13 protein-coding genes are annotated in these 19,347 nt (G+C 38.5%); 11 read left to right on the top strand and 2 right to left on the bottom strand.

Features of this window, described 5'->3' with window-relative positions:
* Positions 1-1,568 precede the first annotated feature (1,568 nt).
* The 7 genes from atpH (at position 1,569) to ACFIKD_RS04740 (ending at position 9,498) form a co-directional block, all read left to right on the top strand.
* Entirely contained in the window at positions 1,569-2,153 is a 585-nt protein-coding gene (atpH, locus tag ACFIKD_RS04710) for an ATP synthase F1 subunit delta (protein WP_375635496.1), read from the top strand.
* Positions 2,153-3,688: a F0F1 ATP synthase subunit alpha gene (atpA, locus tag ACFIKD_RS04715; protein WP_026500438.1), complete on the top strand. Its 1,536-nt coding sequence runs from the start codon at positions 2,153-2,155 to the stop codon at positions 3,686-3,688. Before atpH ends, atpA begins: the two co-directional genes overlap by 1 nt.
* Before the next feature lie 20 nt (positions 3,689-3,708).
* Complete coding sequence (locus ACFIKD_RS04720; RefSeq protein WP_375647347.1) at positions 3,709-4,620, top strand: F0F1 ATP synthase subunit gamma; 912 nt, start codon at positions 3,709-3,711, stop codon at positions 4,618-4,620.
* Between the two features lie 19 nt (positions 4,621-4,639).
* On the top strand, positions 4,640-6,286 hold the full coding sequence (gene atpD, locus ACFIKD_RS04725) for a F0F1 ATP synthase subunit beta (RefSeq protein ID WP_375647348.1): 1,647 nt from the start codon (positions 4,640-4,642) through the stop codon (positions 6,284-6,286).
* 105 nt (positions 6,287-6,391) lie between these two features.
* Entirely contained in the window at positions 6,392-6,808 is a 417-nt protein-coding gene (atpC, locus tag ACFIKD_RS04730; protein WP_015856985.1) for an ATP synthase F1 subunit epsilon, read from the top strand.
* A gap of 24 nt (positions 6,809-6,832) precedes the next feature.
* Positions 6,833-8,461 (top strand): MFS transporter, encoded by a 1,629-nt coding sequence (locus ACFIKD_RS04735; protein WP_375647350.1) that lies wholly within the window; start codon positions 6,833-6,835, stop codon positions 8,459-8,461.
* Between the two features lie 29 nt (positions 8,462-8,490).
* Positions 8,491-9,498 carry an HlyD family secretion protein gene (locus tag ACFIKD_RS04740; RefSeq protein ID WP_375647351.1) on the top strand — a complete coding sequence of 336 codons (1,008 nt, stop codon included), beginning with the start codon at positions 8,491-8,493 and terminating at the stop codon, positions 9,496-9,498.
* A gap of 474 nt (positions 9,499-9,972) precedes the next feature.
* Here the strand turns inward: ACFIKD_RS04740 and ACFIKD_RS04745 are convergent, their stop codons facing one another.
* Entirely contained in the window at positions 9,973-10,257 is a 285-nt protein-coding gene (locus tag ACFIKD_RS04745) for a hypothetical protein (RefSeq protein WP_375635500.1), read from the bottom strand.
* Between the two features lie 870 nt (positions 10,258-11,127).
* On the opposite strand from ACFIKD_RS04745, the gene ispG reads away from it, so the two are divergent.
* The 3 genes from ispG to ACFIKD_RS04760 all read left to right on the top strand — a co-directional run bounded on the left by ispG (position 11,128) and on the right by ACFIKD_RS04760 (position 14,953).
* A complete protein-coding gene (ispG, locus tag ACFIKD_RS04750; protein WP_375635501.1) occupies positions 11,128-12,369 on the top strand; it encodes a flavodoxin-dependent (E)-4-hydroxy-3-methylbut-2-enyl-diphosphate synthase in 1,242 nt (413 codons plus the stop codon).
* A gap of 338 nt (positions 12,370-12,707) precedes the next feature.
* A complete protein-coding gene (locus tag ACFIKD_RS04755; RefSeq protein WP_375647352.1) occupies positions 12,708-13,859 on the top strand; it encodes an MFS transporter in 1,152 nt (383 codons plus the stop codon).
* A gap of 806 nt (positions 13,860-14,665) precedes the next feature.
* Positions 14,666-14,953, top strand: coding sequence for a hypothetical protein (locus tag ACFIKD_RS04760; protein ID WP_375647353.1), 288 nt, complete (start codon positions 14,666-14,668; stop codon positions 14,951-14,953).
* Between the two features lie 1,678 nt (positions 14,954-16,631).
* Here ACFIKD_RS04760 and ACFIKD_RS04765 read toward each other — a convergent pair.
* Positions 16,632-17,534 (bottom strand): polyprenyl synthetase family protein, encoded by a 903-nt coding sequence (locus ACFIKD_RS04765; protein WP_375635505.1) that lies wholly within the window; start codon positions 17,532-17,534, stop codon positions 16,632-16,634.
* Positions 17,535-17,960: 426 nt separating this feature from the next.
* Between ACFIKD_RS04765 and rpmF the strand changes: the two genes are divergently transcribed.
* Positions 17,961-18,188 carry a 50S ribosomal protein L32 gene (rpmF, locus tag ACFIKD_RS04770; protein ID WP_375644444.1) on the top strand — a complete coding sequence of 76 codons (228 nt, stop codon included), beginning with the start codon at positions 17,961-17,963 and terminating at the stop codon, positions 18,186-18,188.
* Positions 18,189-19,347 lie beyond the last annotated feature (1,159 nt).

The raw sequence follows: 19,347 nt of genomic DNA on the forward strand, positions 1-19,347 counted from the left end.
AAAACTTATGAAGCAGCATTCATAAGATGTATTAGTGCTATACGAGTCGTATCTGCTTTTGTATGCTAGATTAGGGCGAGAGTATTGCATATATCTATTTTATTTATCTTTGACGAGAACATAGACTCATTTGGGAGCGTAAAGGTTAAAATGAGCATTTATCGTTGTCGTCCTTATTTATGGCTCTAGAATTTTCAAAAGCGCCCATAATTATAATTTTATAAATAATAACATATTGATTTATAGTGATAATATGCCGTTATTCGCTTTAGAATTTCAACTATTGTAGGATTCTCTTATTTCAAATCTGTTTATATTGATCAATCAAAACCATTCGTTTGCATGTTACAGATGGGGGAGCTTGTGTCGGGTGAAACTATATAAGAAAGGACTGAAATACCTCATCATTTCAAGTGTTAAGGGCTGTCGTAAAATTGGGAGATGGCAAAGTATGTGATGGTGCCGGCTTGTTCTTTCATAAGTGTAAAGATGAGGCTGCTCAATGGAGTTATCATTATAGCATTTATGGACGCTGTCGTGAAATGGAGATTATCCATTGCTTCACGCTTTTGTTACTTTCGTTCTCTAATGGGGGCACATTCTTCATGTAAAGCTTCATGTAAAGCAGAACGCCCAAAACGGAATATTACAGAACATCTATTGTATTACTGTATTCATATGCTTGTTTAAGCAAATGTTTCTCAGCATGCTCGGATTCATTTTACGATGTTTTTCGAGTGTAGAATGTAAAAGCTTTCATGAATGAAAAAAACGCATTAAGGCTCCCTATCTTTATTTCATAAAGGTATAAAATGGCGCCATTTATTATTTAGCTTTTAGGATTACGAAAGCTCTTGGTACTTGAGAGCGTTTATACGAGGTGTTTTTTCTTTAATCATTTCCTCTTTTGTTTGTGATGGAGCAAGGGAGTGATTTTGATAGAAAGATTTGAAATAAGAGAATCTTTCGATGTTTGGGGCTCATCTGGTATGAAAAATGATACATTATCATTATAAATCAATGCATTGTATGCTTAAAGAGTGTGTTTACAAGAAAATATACTTGGTGAATTTTTTTAAAAGGTGTGGGTATTTGAAGAAAAAAGATCAATTTTTTCTTTAGTTTTTAGGAGGATATTCATTATTTTTTCTTTCTTATCAGTTTAAAAGAATAGACTTTTTTAGTCGCAGTCGCATCTTGTTGAAGGTCTTGAGGTGATAAAGGGAGTGATTTTTAGAGAAGAAGTATTTTGTTATAGTGGCAAGAGCATTTGAAGCAAAATCAAAGAGAGTGAAAAAATCGCTCAGAGAATGTCAAAAAGAGGCATAAAAAAACTGTGATGCCATCCTGTATATCTAAAAAAAATTCTTTTCAAAAATATTTTGAATATTTTATTAAAATTTTTAAAAAGCAGCGATTTGTGGTGTTGCGAGTCGGCTATGTCTATGCTAGAAACCAAGAGGTTTTTGTTCTAGGTTTTAAGAAGAAGATTCTTAAGATTGAGAATGTCTGTTTCATTTCATCTGATAACTATCAGAGAGTCGCTCAAGGGAAAGAGGCGGTATTTCGTGTCGGATTCATTTTCTCTCATACCGCTGCCGTTGGTAGATCAACGCTATGCGCAAGCGCTTTTTGATTGCGTTCAAGAAGCTGGAAACGTTGAAAAGGTTGAAAAGGCAGTGGAAGATCTTTTGCTTGTTTTGGAGCAAAATAAAGATTTAAAACGCTTTGTGCTTAGTCCATTCTTTTCAGTTAAAGAGCAAATTAAGGTGATGCAATCTGTTTGTGCAAACATCCAATTTGCTGATAAAAACGCAGGTCAGATTATTGGTAATTTTTTACGCGTTATTGCAACAAACCGTAGGCTTAGTGCCGTATTTGGTATTTTACATGCTTTTCAGCGTTGTGTTGCGCGCGCTCGTAGGCAGGTGACTGCGCAAATTATTTCTGCGCGCCCCTTAAGTTCTCAACAAAGACAAGAGTTGTGTGAGGCTTTGGAAGGTGTCGTTGGAGGAAAAGTTTTGCTACACAGCATTGTGGATCCAACAATTCTTGGTGGATTAATCGTTCGTGTGGGGTCGTCTCAAATTGATACGTCTCTTCTCACAAAATTGTCTTCGCTTAAGCTTTCATTGAAAAAAGAGGTCAGCTGATGGATATTAGACCATCTGAAATTTCAAAAATTCTAAAAGAGCAAATCAAAAACTTTGACCAAAAGGCTGAGGTTTCAGAAATTGGTTGGGTTCTCTCTGTAGGGGATGGTATCGCTCGCGTTTATGGTTTGGATAATGTCCAAGCAGGGGAAATGGTTGCTTTTCCAAACGGTGTGCGTGGTATGGCCCTCAATTTGGAAGTTGATAATGTTGGTGTGGTCATTTTTGGCTCAGATCGCGATATTCGTGAAGGTGATTGTGTAAAGCGGTTAGGCGCTATCGTCGATGTTCCTGTGGGGCCCGCTTTGCTGGGGCGTGTGGTTGATGCGTTGGGAAACCCTATAGATGGTAAGGGGCCCATTAAAGCAACGGAGCGTCGTCGTGTCGATGTTAAGGCTCCTGGAATTATTCCGCGTCAGTCAGTGCATGAACCGATGTCGACCGGATTGAAAGCGATTGACGCACTTATTCCTATTGGACGGGGGCAGCGTGAATTGGTGATTGGTGATCGCCAAACAGGAAAAACAGCAATTTTGCTCGATACATTTTTAAACCAAAAACCTTTTCATGAAAAAGGGGCTGGACGAGAGCAAGACAAAGTTTATTGTATTTATGTGGCTATCGGTCAAAAACGTTCGACGGTGGCACAATTTGTTAAAGTTTTAGAAGAACGTGGAGCGTTGGAATATTCTATTATTGTTGCAGCGACCGCTTCTGATCCAGCACCACTGCAATTTATTGCACCTCTTGCTGGATGTGCTATGGGTGAGTATTTCCGTGATAATGGGCAACATGCTTTGATCGGTTATGATGACTTGTCAAAACAGGCGGTGGCGTATCGTCAGATGTCTCTTTTGTTGCGTCGTCCTCCAGGTCGTGAAGCTTATCCGGGAGACGTTTTCTATCTTCATTCGCGTCTTTTAGAGCGGGCTGCGAAGTTGAATGCGGAAAATGGATCTGGGTCACTGACAGCTTTGCCGGTTATTGAAACGCAAGCAAATGATGTTTCTGCCTATATTCCTACAAATGTGATTTCGATTACTGATGGGCAAATTTTTCTAGAGACTAATTTATTTTATCAAGGAATTCGTCCTGCTGTAAATGTTGGTCTTTCTGTGTCTCGTGTTGGTTCTGCCGCACAAATTAAGGCGATGAAGCAAGTTGCTGGCTCGATTAAAGGTGAATTGGCGCAATATCGTGAAATGGCAGCTTTTGCGCAGTTTGGCTCTGATTTGGATGCGTCAACCCAGCGTCTGTTGAATCGGGGTGCGCGCTTGACAGAGTTGTTGAAGCAGCCACAATTTTCTCCACTCAAAACAGAAGAACAAGTGGTGGTTATTTTTGCGGGTGTGAATGGCTATCTTGATGCTTTGGCGGTTTCTGATGTTGCGCGGTTTGAGCAGGGACTTTTGGTGCTTTTGCGTAGTGATTATCAAGATCTCTTAAAGGCAATTGCTGAGCAAAAGCAAATAACAGACGAGCTGAAAGACAAGTTGATAACTGTTCTTAATACTTATGCGAAAAATTTCTCGTGATGAATTGATGGAATGCTTGAATGGCCTCACTAAAAGATCTTAGAGACCGTATCGCTTCGGTTAAAGCAACACAAAAGATCACCAAAGCTATGCAGATGGTTGCAGCGGCAAGGTTGCATCGTGCTCAAGAGGCAGCGCAGTCTGCGCGTCCTTATGCGAAGAAGATGGCTGATATTTTGACCAGTGTTGCTGCTGATGTAGATGGTGTTGATGCGCCTGCTCTTATGCGTGGTACGGGGCGAGATGATGTGCATCTCTTGGTGGTGTGTACTGCTGAGCGCGGTTTGTGTGGTGCTTTTAATGTGCAAATCGTTCGTCGTGCACGTGAACAGATTAAGGCATTGTTGGCAGCTGGTAAAATAGTGAAAATTATCACTGTGGGCAAAAAAGGTGCAGATATTTTATCGCGTGATTACAAAGGCTTGATAATTGATCATATCGATTTGCATGCTGTAAAGCGCATTGGTTTTGCAGAGGCGGTGATGATTAGTCAACGGATTGTTGATTTATTCAATGAAGGCGCTTTCGATGTCTGTACGCTGTTTTATTCTGAATTTATTTCTGTGATTAATCAGCGTCCAACAGCTTTTGGCTTGATTCCGATGATTGCTCCAAAAGCAGCTATTGAGGCAATAGATGTTGAGGAGCAAACCGATCATAGCAAAGGTTCACAATCAATTGTTTATGAGTATGAACCTGATGCGGCTTCTCTTTTAGAGGCGCTTGTGCCACGCAATCTTTCAGTGCAAATCTTTCGGGCTTTGCTAGAAAATGTTGCTGGTGAGATGGGTGCCAAGATGACAGCTATGGACAATGCATCGCGCAATGCGGGTGAAATGATTAATAAATTGACGGTAGCTTATAATCGTCAACGTCAGGCACAGATTACGACAGAACTGATCGAAATTATTGCGGGCGCTGAAGCGCTTTAAATGGAAAAGGTAAGGATTGATGGTAAAAGCAGTAACCTCAAGCAAAGGAATAGAAAAAGGTGAAAAAAAGAAATCAGCTGCTCGTTCCGGCGTGAAAAAAGCCGCTTCGAAGTCTCAAGCGGATGTAAAGGCTTCAGCGGATGTAAAGGCTTCCTCTGCGCCTGCGCGTAGTGCAGCTAAAGAGACACCTGTAAAAAAAGATGCATCCGCAAAAAAAGAAGAGCGTGCAAAAGGCGCTGTTGGTGAGATCAAGCAGGTTATTGGTGCTGTCGTTGATGTGCAATTTGAAGGTGAATTGCCAAATATTCTTAATGCATTAGAAACAGACAATTTAGGCAATCGCTTGGTATTAGAAGTTGCGCAGCATTTGGGTGAAAATACTGTGCGTACGATTGCTATGGATACAACCGATGGGTTGGCGCGTGGCCAAAAGGTTGTGGATACAGGCATGCAAATTAGCGTTCCTGTAGGAGAAGCAACATTGGGACGTATTATGAATGTGATTGGAGAGCCGGTGGATAATGTGGGACCAATTCCTGCAACCAAAACGCGTTCGATTCACCAAGAGGCACCTGCATATGTTGAGCAATCAACCATTTCAGAAATTCTCGTCACCGGTATTAAAGTTGTGGATTTGTTAGCTCCTTATTCTAAAGGAGGTAAAATTGGCTTGTTTGGTGGTGCTGGTGTTGGAAAAACCGTTCTCATTATGGAGCTTATAAACAATATTGCAAAGGCACATGGTGGCTATTCTGTATTTGCTGGTGTGGGAGAACGTACACGTGAAGGAAATGATCTTTATTATGAAATGATCGAAAGCCGCGTGAATGTGAATCCAAAAGAGAATAATGGTTCAACGGAAGGGTCAAAGTGTGCCCTTGTTTACGGGCAAATGAATGAACCACCAGGAGCGCGTGCGCGTGTGGCTCTTTCAGGATTGACAATTGCAGAAAGTTTCCGTGATGAAGGACAAGACGTTCTTTTCTTCGTGGATAATATTTTCCGTTTCACGCAAGCTGGTGCTGAAGTGTCAGCGCTTTTAGGACGTATCCCTTCTGCTGTGGGCTATCAACCAACTTTGGCAACAGATATGGGGGCTTTGCAAGAGCGTATTACCAGTACGAAAACAGGCTCTATTACCTCTGTGCAGGCTATTTATGTTCCGGCTGATGACTTGACTGATCCGGCACCTGCGGCATCTTTTACCCATTTGGATGCAACAACTGTTCTTTCGCGCTCTATTGCGGAAAAGGGAATTTATCCGGCGGTTGATCCGCTTGACTCTTTCTCGCGTATGTTAGATCCATTGATTGTAGGGGAAGAGCATTACACTGTTGCTTGTCAAGTGCAAACCATTTTACAACGTTATAGAGCGCTTCAGGATATTATTGCTATTCTTGGAATGGATGAACTTTCTGAAGATGACAAATTGCTGGTGGGACGGGCGCGTAAAATTGAACGTTTTCTTTCGCAACCTTTCCATGTTGCGGAGGCCTTTACTGGTTCGCCAGGGAAACTCGTTCCTTTAGAAGAGACAATCAAAGGCTTTAAAGGTCTTTGTGCTGGCGATTATGATGATTTGCCAGAAGCTGCTTTTTATATGGTTGGTTCGATTGATGAAGCACTTGAAAAAGGAAAGCGTCTCATGGCAGAGGCTTCTAAGTAAGAAGCTTCTTGTTCAAGAGAAAACTGTCATGAATATTTTTCGTTAAAAAGGACAAGTCGTTGAAGAAAACAGAGAGTCCTTATATCGGGTATTGTGGAGACTTTTGTGGAAAACAATAGAGAAGAGCATTTTTTATTTGAGCTTGTATCGCCTGAAAAAATTGTGTTTTCAGAGCAGGTAGTGTCTGTTGTTCTTCCTTCAGCCTCAGGTTCTTTGACAGTTATGGCGCATCATGCGCCATTAGTGGCAAGCATTGTGTTGGGTAGTGTGCGTGTTCGCACCTCTTTGGGTGAAAAATTATTTGCTGTATGCGGGGGCGTTGCAAATATTACCTTTTCGGGCTGCTCTTTATTGGTAGAGCACGTTGTGGCTGTAGAGCATCTTTCTTTTGATGTATTGGAACAGCGGATTTTGCAGGTCCAAGCGACATTAGAAGGGGGGACAAGAGATGAGGATAATCATAAAATAGAGGCTTTTTTCCAGCAATTGTCAGCTGATGGTGCTGTGTTGATAGAAGCGTAGCAGCGTATACAGGAAAAAGGTGACATGAGCGGAAAAAAGAGTACGGTTGTGTTTGCTAAAAGGGGTGGAAAACCTTTTCCTCGTCCTGGTCGTATTTTTGCAGGACCTTTGCCAAAATGTTTTGTTTATATTTTTGCTTCTCTTATTTTGCAATGGGCTTATGGTTTAGGGGCTAATATTGTTCAGTCTAACATTGTCCATCTTACGGGTGATTTTCACGCAACTTTAACCGAGACAACATGGTTGGTAGCGGCTTATATGGCGCCAAATGTGAGTGTAGCGATTATGTTGATCAAAATCCGCTATCAATTTGGGTTGCGTGCTTTTGCTGAATTATCAATCCTTGGCTTCGTTTTGGTTTGCGTGTTGCAACTCTTTGTTACGGATTTGCGTTCTGCATTGATTATTCGCTTTTTTGCTGGGATTGCTGCTGCTCCTTTGGCTTCGCTTGCGCTGCTTTATATGATGGAGGCTTTTGCTCCAGCAAAGAAGTTTACTGTTGGTCTTAGTTTGAATTATATGAATGCGGCTTTAGCGGCACCTTTATCACGTTTAATTTCTCCTGATTTGCTGGAAAATGGTGGCTTTTCCAGTCTTTCCGCTCTGGAAATGGGGGTGGTTCTCATCAGCTTGGTCTGTATCTATACTTTGCCTCTTACTCCTGTTGTGCGTAGTAAGGTTATTCAAAAATTAGATTGGATAAGCTATGGTTTGATTGCTCTTGGTCTTGGATTAAATGCTGTGATCATGTCTGTTGGCATATTGTATTGGTGGTATGAAGCACCATGGATTGGTTGGGGGCTCGCACTTGCTATTTTCTCGTTGGCTATTGCTATTATTATTGAGCTTAATAGAGAAAAACCGTTGATTGATTTACGTTGGATTTTCAGTAAAGAAATGGTCCAATCTGTTTTTATTTTATTTATTTTTCATGTTTTTTTATTGGAGCGGTCAAATTTGCCTGTAGGGTTTTTTAATCTTTTTGGTTTGCTCAATCGTGAGATGGCGCCCATGTATCTTGCGGTGACATTAGGGATTCTGTTAGGGGGGGCTGTTTGTGTCTTTTTTTTACGGGCAGGGCGTGAGGATTATTTTTATTTGTTGTCTTTGGGTTGTTTGGCGTTGGGAGCTTATTTAGATAGTCATGTAAACCATTTAACGCGCCCACAAGATATGATGTTGAGCCAAGGGTTGGTGAGTTTTAGTTATGCACTTTTTTTGCCTCCTGCTCTTTTCAAAGGGTTTGTGATCGCTGGTGAGCGAGGACCGCGTTACGTTTTAAGTTTTATTGCTGTTTTTTTGCTAACGCAAGTGACAGGGGGATTGATGGGGTCGGCTTTTTTTGGCAGCCTTCAGTTTTATTTTGCCCATAAGAACTTTGAGTCCTTAACACAAAATATTATTATTACTGATCCGCTTATTTCTGGTGAGATGAATACTTTATTTTCGCCTTCTTATGGTGTTTCTGTTCCCAATGGCTTGAGAAGTGAGCAGGGTACTTCTATGTTGATAGAGAAATTTAAGTTAACAGCAAATATTTTTGCTTATGATGACGTTTTTCGGCTTTATTTTTATATTTCAATGGTTGTATTCGTTATTTTTCTTGCCACAATGATTGTTAAGTCATGCTCTTTGCGTGCATTAGAAAAGTAGAGTAATGTCATAGAAGAGGGGTGCAAAAAATGATAAAAACATTACGGTCAAAAGCTACGATTGTTGCATTCCTATCGGGTATTACGGGGGTTTTGCTGATTTTGTGGGCTTGGAGACTTCCTCCTTTTGTGAGTAACATTCAAATAACGGATAATGCTTCCATTAAGGGAAATGTTACTCTGGTTAGTTCACAGATCTCTGGGGTGATCGCACGGATTTATGTGCAAGATTATCAACGCGTTGAAAAGGGAATGCTGCTCTTTGAGCTCGATGATTCTCTTTTTCGGCAGCAGCTTGCACGGGCACAGGCTGTTCTCGATTCAAAAAATGCAAAACTGGCAAGTATTGAATTGCAAGCACAGCTTTTGCAGGGCGAAATTAATACAGCAGAGGTGGAATTGGCGCGGTCACGAGCATTTTCCAATGTTGTTCCAGATAGTAAAAAGTTAGGCTTTGGTGATGCGGCAAGTTCTGTTTCTCGCCCTCTTTCACAACTCTTGACAGCTCTCGAAACAAAACGCCAATTGCAAAAACAATTGGATCTTGAACGGCAAAGTTTACAGTCAGAAGTTGCGGGAGCGAAGGTGAGTGTTGAGTTGGCAAAACTTAATCTCGATCACACAAAGATTTTATCTCCTCGAACAGGCTATATTGGATTGGTTGGAGCGCGGGTAGGGCAATATGTTATGCCGGGGACACAATTGGTCTCTGTTATTTCTGATGATATTTGGATTATTGCTAATTATAAGGAAACGCAACTTTCTCAGATGCGTGTGGGACAACCGGTTGTTTTTTCTGTTGATGCATTGAACAACAAAAAGTTAACAGGGCGTGTGGTTCGTTTTGCACCTGCTACAGGTTCAGAATTTTCATTGTTAAAAACGGATACGACAATTGGTAATTTTATCAAAATTGCGCAACGTATTTCAGTACGGATTGCTTTAGATCCTGGGCAGGAAGGGATTGAAAAACTCATTCCTGGGATGTCTGTGGTTACGTATGTGGATACTTCGCAGCGGGTCGATTCTGGAGGATAAATTTTGGGTTTTTTCAGTTTAATTCTTGTGTCATTTACTTATAGCAAATGGGTATTCACATTGGAAGATTTCGTTTGGTTTTTTATAATACATCTTTTAAAGCTCTTAGGCTTCTTATACTTCTATATCATGATGTCAATTAATGTTCCTTAGAATATTAAAGCGCATGCATGTTTACTCACTTCCATTTCTTTTGAACTAACTCAGTAGCGGGATGGATGCAATGTTGAAAAATTTTCTTATAATTTCTCACAACACTGTCCTTTGAAGTGTGGTGTCACCGCGTGTTTTGAGGACAGGGGTAGGGGACTGCCAGATAGAAAATTGGATAATAGACTGGCGGGATGGATGAAAACTTATCTTTTGGAGGAAAGTGTAAAGTTAGGGGGAAAGACGTAAATTTTATATTTTGTAAACTATAAAAAATGCCCGCTTTGAGTCGGGCATTAAAAGGGAAGGTTGTTGGTTGTGTTGTTAATTTTTACGGATCAGCAAGAAGCTTACTAAAACGACTCCTGCTGCTAGTGCGAGGGTTTTTTTAGGATTTTCTTTCGCTTTTTTCTTTAATTCTGTAGCATGTTCGTTGAGGTGATAAAGCGCGTGACGGCCTTTTTGTTTCCATGTGTTAAACAGCTCAGAAATGTTTTCAAAGCTATCATTTTGAGAACTCCAATGATTTACGGGGACCAGCTCTCTTTTTAATTGTGCTATACGTTTTTTAATTTTAGCATTTTTGGCGTTGGGTGAAAATAGACACATTTATTGACTCCTTCATGTGTTAAATTGTTGCGTGACAGTTGGAATTGTGTTTGGGGTTTTGCTATAACGGCTTGAAAATTGAAAGGTTGCATTGATAATGCCGCGCGTGGGTGAGATGAGAATTAAGAGTTTGGGTTTAATGAGGAATTTCTTAATGTGCTCGAGTTCATTTCATGATGGTGTTTGTTAAGGATGTGAGGTAAAAAATTTTACAAAATGGTGTAGAATTCATTCTATCATCTTTATTTCATAAAGATGTAAGTCGGTGTCTTCATTTTTTTGTTTGTTTAAAGTGTTGGGATAGCTTTTAGCACTTGAAATAGTTTATAAAGAATTTTTATCTACATGTTCTCTTGCGGCTTTAGGAGAAGTGGTATTGATTGATTCAATTAAGAAGATTTAAAATGAGAAAATCTTACGATATTTGGGTTTTCTATTCAAATTTGTAAAAAATAGATTATTATAAATCAATGTGTTGGATTAATTTGGCGGTGTCTTTCATGCAATTTTTAAAAATTGCGCTTTGATAGGCGTTATCTGTTGTGTTGTAAAACACGTTTTGCGATGACGTGGATGTACGGTATAGGCATGCAACTTAAAAATACAGTATTGTCTCTGTTTGGTTTCGGTTTCTTTTTGAATCACCCAAGTGTAGAAGTATAAACTTGAACAGAAGTAGTAAAACTTATCCGGTGCGTCTATAGGATGAATCGCACCTATGAGTTGAATTGCATCAGTGGTTAGTAGGTGGAACCTTTTGAGAGTAATCTGTTAAGATTGGGGGGCGGTGTAATTTTCGTCCTTTGAAGCGCGGAGGAAGTCAATGTAAATGATGATTGATAGCGCAGGTTTTAAAAATTTGAGGACTTGATGAGTACGACCTATTTTTTATCTAAACCACTTGAGCGTCGTCGGTCTATTGGTGTTGCTGTTGGTGATGTGATCGTTGGGGGGCAGAGCCCGATAGTTGTACAGTCAATGACCAATACGGATACGGCTGATGTTGATGCAACTGTTGCTCAAGTGGCTGCTCTTTGGCAAGCTGGTTCACAATTGGTTCGGATTACTGTTGATCGTGATGAAGCGGCGGCAGCTGTACCAAAAATACGGGAGCGATTGGAGAGGTTAGGATTTTTTGTACCATTGGTTGGGGATTTTCATTATATTGGACACAAGCTTTTATCTGAGCATCCTGCGTGTGCTGAGGCGCTTGCAAAATATCGCATCAATCCTGGAAATGTTGGTTTTGGCGCAAAAAAAGATCGTCAATTTGCAGAAATTATTGAGATTGCTTGTCGGTATCATAAACCTATTCGCATTGGCGTGAATTGGGGCTCTCTTGATAATGCGTTGTTAACACGGCTTATGAATGAAAATGCACAGCAAGAAAATCCTTTATCGGTTGCTGAAGTGATGCGGGAAACTGTTGTGCAGTCTGCTCTGCAATCGGCTCTTTGGGCTGAAGAGATGGGATTGGGACGTGATAAAATTATTCTTTCTGCTAAAGTGAGTGATGTTCAAGATCTTATTGCTGTCTATACCACCTTGGCGGCACGTTGTGATTATGCTCTTCATTTGGGATTAACGGAAGCTGGGATGGGAACAAAGGGCGTTGTTGCTTCTTCGGTGGCTTTGGGTATTTTATTACAGCAAGGTATTGGCGATACGATAAGAATTTCCTTAACACCAAAACCTGGTGGTGATCGGACACGAGAAGTAAAGGTGGGGCAAGAACTTTTGCAAGTGATGGGTTTTCGGCAATTTTTGCCCGTGGTTGCGGCTTGTCCTGGTTGTGGGCGCACAACCTCAACGGTCTTTCAACAATTGGCGCAAAAAATTGAAGCAGATTTATACAAAAATATGCCTATTTGGCGTGAAAAATACCCTGGCGTTGAAAGTTTGAAGGTTGCCGTGATGGGATGTATCGTCAATGGGCCGGGGGAGTCAAAACATGCGGATATTGGAATCTCTTTGCCTGGAGTGGGGGAAAGTCCTGCGGCACCTGTTTTTATTGAGGGACAAAAGGTAAAAACTTTGCGGGGTGATCACATTGCTGAAGAATTTGAAGCGCTTTTGAGTGATTATATTCATACACGCTTTGGACAGGGTTGAAATAAATTCTTGGAGTGCATTTTTTCTTCATTAAAGGCTGTGTTTTTGCTTGTAAATCAATATCAGTCTTCATTGTGGTTGCATGTTGAGAACAAGATGATCGTTTATAAATTGATGCGCTTCTTCATTGTTTTCAAGCATTTTTCCTTGATAATACTGTCTTCAAACAGATCCAATAGCAAACTAAACGTGACATTATTTCCAGCAATTTTCAGGATATCAAATTGATAGGATTGGAGATCCTATAGCGGCTATTGCCATATTTGTCATAAAATTTAAGCTTTTATCTTTATATAAAAGGATGTATTGACACCTTTCGTGGCGTTATTGGGGAATAGATGACAAATATATTAGCATTTGGATTTTTGTTTAACGGTATAAGAATTTTAACAGGTGCCTTTATTGTATTTTATATGCTTGAAAAAGGGCTAACTCTTATTGATATCGGGATCATTAAGTCGTTTCAGGCTTTTATTATGATGGTTACAGATATTCCTCTGGGATATTTTGCCGATAGAAAAAGTTATAAAATATCGATCGTTTTGGCAGCGGCTTTTGCTGCTACATGGCTATGTCTCATGGGATTTTCTACAAGCTTTTATGGATTTCTTTTGGCAGAATCTTTTAATGCCTTATCGCTGACATTGATTGCTGGCGCCTATAATGCTTTACTTGTTCAATATGCAAAAGAAAAATTGACATCGACTAAAAAAGTGCTTGGTTCCAGCTCTCAATATAATTACATCGGCATGTTTATATTCAGTTTAATTGGCGCATATTTTGCTGATTATTCTAGCCAATATATATGGTATATTGCGGCGTTTTTAATGTTGATGACAACACTATTTGGTTTGTTTTTTCTTGATGACCTGAAGGGAGAGAAAAAAACAAATAAAGCGAATTCTCTCATTTATGATGCTAAAGAGATGTTGTCTATTTTTATTAAAGTTCCTTATATCTCTTTATGCTTTTATTTTTCACTGATCTTTTTCAATATATTCTCGCAGTATTGGCAGTGGATATTTAAAGATCATAATATTAATGTCACTTATTTTGATCTTGGTGTGACATTTTCACTGATATTGCTCTCTCAGCTCTTGGCTAGTTTTCTCTTTACAAAACTAAGTGAAAGAGTGAATTTTATTTTATTGCTGTTTCTTTTGGGTTCACTGATTTTTACAGTGGTTTTCTTTGAGCCGAAAAAAGAAATTGCTGTTATTTTAGTCTGTATGATTTTTTACTTAATTAAGTATACATATCTGCGTGTAGAAGTTGTTTTGCACGATAGTATTAGTGATCATTTCAGGGCTACATATGAATCTTTCTTGTCAACTGTTGGGAGATTTAGCTTATTGGTATTTTTTTACATGAGTGCGTATATGGTTGATATATTTGGCTTTTTCTCTCTCGTTTATGTTTTTGGTATCTATTTATTGGTTTATCTGTTGGCAATGTTTTTTTTAGAAGGAGCCCTAAAGAAATCTCAGTGAAAATAGTAACGTATTTCACGTGTGTTTCATGGGGTTTATAGTGGATCAAGGCTTTTATTTATTAAGGCGCATCATTGTTTTTACATGTTGAATGGGAAAGCAGAATGTTATCCGTTATTCTTATTTCAAATCTATGTATGTTGAAGCAATCAAAGTCATCTGCTTGTACGTTATAAATGGGCGTGGCATCACAATCATTAAAAAAATAAAAATGCTTCTCATGAATATTGCACCAAGAGTTGCTGACAAGATTGGACGCTGATAAAGAAAATGATTGTGCTGGATTATATGCTTATTAAGGAATGGTGATGGAGCAGTTTTCCCATTTTCATTGGTTACTTGCTGGTAACACTTTATCTCATTAGAGCTCATTAAGCAGTCGGACAATTTTAGCCTGTTCAAAAAGGCTTTCCTCATGACCGATTTTATTGTTGATATATCTAACGCGTTTTATTTCTGTTTCCTTTAAAATATGAATTATCTTGTTGAGATAACGGTATCTTTCATTCTTATTTTTGAGTATTTTCTCTTTGGTTGTGGTCTCTGTATTGGTATTGTTGGGATGTACTCGCGTGGATAGTCTAGAGCAGTACAATAAACTTTACGAAGAATACATAAATGGAAAATACGAGGCTTTTGAACATTTTCAAAAACAAGAGCAAGCAAGAAACTTCGTATATAGCCGTGGTATCAGAATATAGCGCCCAAATTTGATATTATATGGCATCATTACATACTTATTGTTTTATGTGGACGCTTTGTTAATTTCTTGCGCGGTGGATTATAATGAGGAGATGTCATGGGCAATGTTCCCTAATGTCATAAGCAGTTTGCGTTATGACTATAATTGGAGAGAAAACAATTCTATTTGGGCATATAATATGTCTATGAACTCTACGGGTCCCATGATTGATTACGCGAAAAAATTTCTTAATTCTTCAAGCGGAAATGGCATTAGCCCAACAACACAGGTTATTGACCTTGTGTCTAGTATGGAAGCTTGTCATAATGAAAACACTAAACAAATAGCGCGTTTTTGTATAGAGCTCAATACGATATATGACATGATGAAACCAAGAAAAACTTACAAATGACATTTAATGGGTAATGGGCAAAACTCTCTCGAAAGATATTAAATGGCTATGATACTTTATTGATCATCACGATATTTTCTTAGCTATGTTGCGTGTTTTTTATTATGCCTTCAAAAGGTAGGCATATTTTCCAGCTTTGGCAATAGGCATAGGTTCACTTACAATGATGCTCTTCATCTTAATAAGAAAATTTCACTTAAAGGAGGAAATTTACACTTAGCTTGAAAAAAGTACTTATCATAAATTAAATTGCGCTATTATATTAATAATAAGGACTTTTTTATCTTTCTGTTTCAATGATCATTTTCTGTTTAATCTTATCAATTCTCTTTTTATGCGATGAATTGAATAAACGAGATAAAGAGCGTGACGAATTAAAGTTCTACAGTGATCGTGATTATTATTAAATTGAAATTATTCCATAGTTTTGTAAAAATGTTTCTACTTTTGAAGGAGCGCGCCGACACTATCATTCACTTTGCTGTCCCCTAATGTTGCTACAGCTCTTGGCTCTTGAGACGATTCATAAGAGGTATTTTTTAATCCGTTCTTTGATGTTTTTCCCCACGCGGCTTTCTCCGTTTGTGAGGTGCAAGCAAATGATTTTGATTGATTCAACATACACAGATTGAAATGAAAAAATCCTACGGTATTCAGAGTTCTAATTCAATATGAATAACGCTGAATTATCATTATAAATAAATTATTTGTAGCTTTTTTGCGAAGAAAAGAGAGATTAGTAATAATACTGCTTTGGTCTTTCGTTCTATTGAAATTGATGACTTTATTTATCCTATTATGCCGTAATACACTGTCATTTGAGGGGAGGTGAAGGTTGTCTGTTTGACACATTAAATATTTTAAAAATTGCATGGTGAATATTCTTAAGTCTTGTTTATCGAGTCTTTAGTTTAAGTGAATCGCATGCGTGGAAAGCTAGAGGAACTTACTCGGTTAAGAATCTAGACTGTTTACAGAGCAGATTGGGTTAAAAAACTTTGTTCTTTGAGGGTGGCATAAAAATCAAAATAGCCATTGTGTTCATTTTTTTCTGATATTTTAAATACGGGCTTCAAAAAAATGATGCTTGAACTAAACAACGAGTACTTTTGTAAAAGTGTTTTTAGAGATCAAGCAATACACGAGTGAATTTACAGAATGTAACCATATTTGATCTTCTATAACAAGATAGCGTGGAAAGGCATAAAAATTACGATTCTCTACTGAGGGCATTTACTTAGGGCATTGTACTTCTTTTGTTGTTTTTTACGGGTTTATAAAATGCCTTGTTTGATACTTATCCTGTTTATTTTTTGCCTTATCGTTAGAAGATTAAAGACATGAAGGAGAAAACGAGTTTTCTTCTTTCCGGTCGTTTTTATTCGGCTTTAAAGCATCCACGGTAATATCTTTTAAAGCATGGTGATTGCGCATTGTTTCACATTTTCTTTCGTTCATTCTTTAATGGAAGGTATTTTTCATGCAAAATGGGATACCCAGAATGCACTTGTGTTATAAATTCACGCGGTTTGTTTTAATGAAATCCCTCTCAAGATTTGTCGCACCCATTTCATGATAAGGACTATAATGGAGATTAATGGTAACGTTTCTTTGAAAAGTCTATTATGCATTCAACAAAGGTGATGTTTTACACTATGTGCAATGGAGCAGATGAAGTTTAATTTTTGCGTCTTGCACTAAAGTGTGCTGCTTGTTGGAGGGGGAGTGCTTTAGCGCCAAAAGGATGTAAGAATGCTTCTGCTTTACTGATAAGTGTATCTCGCTTTTTTTGGGTTTCTTCAATGCCATAAAGATGAACAAAAGTTGCTTTTTGTGCCGTTTCATCTTTCCCAGCAGTTTTTCCTAGGGTTTGCGTGTTGGCGGTGACATCAAGAAGGTCATCGGTTAATTGAAAGGCTAAACCAAGATAGGTACCAAAATCAGTAAGCTTTTCGGTTAATTCTTTAGATGCATTGCCAATGATGGCGCCTGCTTGGCAAGCAAAGCTTATCAAGGCTGCTGTTTTCATGTGTTGTAGAGTGATGATGTCACTACTTCCTTGCGGTTTTTTTTCAGCTGCAAGGTCCAGCATTTGTCCACCTAACATACCGCCAAGTCCTGCCGATTGTGCAAGAGACGTGATCAGTTTGATTCTAATGTCTGTAGATAAAGTACTGGCTTTATGGGCAATGATTTCAAAGGCAAATGTTAAGAGAGCATTGCCTGCTAGAATTGCTGTTGCTTCGTCAAATGCTATATGGACGGTGGGTTTTCCACGCCGGAGTATATCGTTATCCATAGCGGGAAGATCATCATGAATGAGCGAATAACAATGGATACATTCTAAGGCACATGCAACATCAAGAGAATGTTCTACAGGGATATCAAAAAGTGCAGCACTTTGAATCACAAGAAAAGGACGCAGGCGTTTTCCACCGTTCAGCACGCCATAGCGCATGGCTTTGATTAAGTTTTTAGGGCGTGAAATTTCACCATTTTGGATTTGATCACTTAACAGGGTATCAAGCCGCTTTTCAACGGTGTGTCCATGTTTTGCAAGAAGGGTAGTAAATTCGTGCATTCTTGCTTCCTTTGTTTTTACAAAAATGAAATTACGAAGTTTTAAAGAGAAATGTTGTCGCTTTTTCTTGTTTTCATAAATTGGCGTCGTTTTTTATTAAAAATCAATTTCTCTTTTTATCCGTATCTCTATTGTATGTGCAAATCCCTTTTTAAGCCAAATAAAAATTGAATGAAGGTCTTATGAGAATGCTTTCATTGGCGTATAAAATTTTCAAATTTTGCGGTGTTTTTGATATTCATTTGATCATTTTGACATCATTTTTGATAAAAAGAAGGTCATTTTTGGTAAGAGGAGGAGCATTTTGACATTGCCTCTTCTTGTTTATCAGTGTATAACATCTTAAAATTTTATGGTGTTTTTAAATGAAGCATTGTCATTTTTGACATTGCTTTTTCTGTTTTAATGGATTTGGAGTGTCTTTTTATGGCTGTACCTAAACGAAAAACCTCTCCAGCGAAGAGGGGCATGCGCCGTTCGGCTGATGCTCTGAAGGCGCCGACTTATATCGAAGATAAAAATTCTGGTGAATTACGTCGTCCTCATCACATTGATTTGAAAACGGGAATGTATCGCGGGCGTTCCGTTTTAGTGGTTAAAACTTTAGCGTTTTATCTCTTTTCCAGTAGTAAACTTCTTTTGATTCATGAGTGAATGCACGTTTGTGGCGTGCATTTTCGCTTTAAGGTGGATGTTGAGGTCTCCTTGTGTCGCCCTTATCACATTGATTTGAAAACGGGAATGTATCGCGGGCGTTCCGTTTTAGTGGTTAAAACTTTAGCGTTTTATCTCTTTTCCAGTAGTAAACTTCTTTTGATTCATGAGTGAATGCACGTTTGGAGCGTGTATTTTCGCTTTTTCTTGAGAACATGTGTAAGGCTTGGCCATAGAAAAATGATTCTATTGTGGGAGATGATTTTTTTGTTTTTTTGAGAGGCTATAAAGGATTGCTTGTGTCAGTGTCTTTTATGATGATTTCGTTAAGAGCTGGGGTATTGATATAAGTTAGGTCAGGAATGGAATCATTTTGTATCGCACTTAATTTTTATTGACTGTAGAGGGAATCCTATTAAACCGTAAAATATCGTCGTTTAAGGTGGTTGACCCATGTAAGGCTTTAAGCATACCGGTGTTTTTTATGAGAATATTTAAGGCAATGGTTTGTCTATAGGCTTATATTGTGACATGTGATTCCCCATAAAAAAATAGAGATTTACATCACATTGATTTATAAAGATCATTCGTTTTTTTTGCGTCTTGAATGAAAGATCTATCGTAGGATTTTCTCATTTCAAATTTCGCTCATGTTGAATCAATGGCAATCACTTGCTTTTCGGTCATAAGTGGGGCTGGTATGTGGGTAAAAACTCTATAAGAAAGGACAAAATGTCTATAATGAATACTTTCAAATGTAAGGATTTTTGTAATATTGGGGGTTAGTGTATGCTGATACCAGGGTGTTTTCTTATAAGCAGAAAAGAGAAAACCGTTACAAGACAGAAGGTGTACACATTCAATAATCTTTAGTGCTTTTGATGATAAAGGCACATGAGACTTTTCTATGAATATCACGCTTTCTTTTTATATTTTTGAACTAAGAATTGTCCATATATTTTTTCTTATTTTTGTGAATATAAGGGATTTGTTACGAACAGCTTGTAAAAATAAGTAAACTTAGAACCAGATGTTTTATGTATGGGGTTGAGCGAGGTATTTTATCAAAGCCGGTATGACTCTCCAGTTCATCGCTGGTTTATGAATGGTTTTATGGTGTTGCTTACCTAAGTTTGTGATTTTTTTGTTATCTGTTCAT

The sequence above is a fragment of the Bartonella sp. CR84HXZ genome, assembly GCF_042194535.1.
Taxonomy (GTDB): domain Bacteria; phylum Pseudomonadota; class Alphaproteobacteria; order Rhizobiales; family Rhizobiaceae; genus Bartonella; species Bartonella grahamii.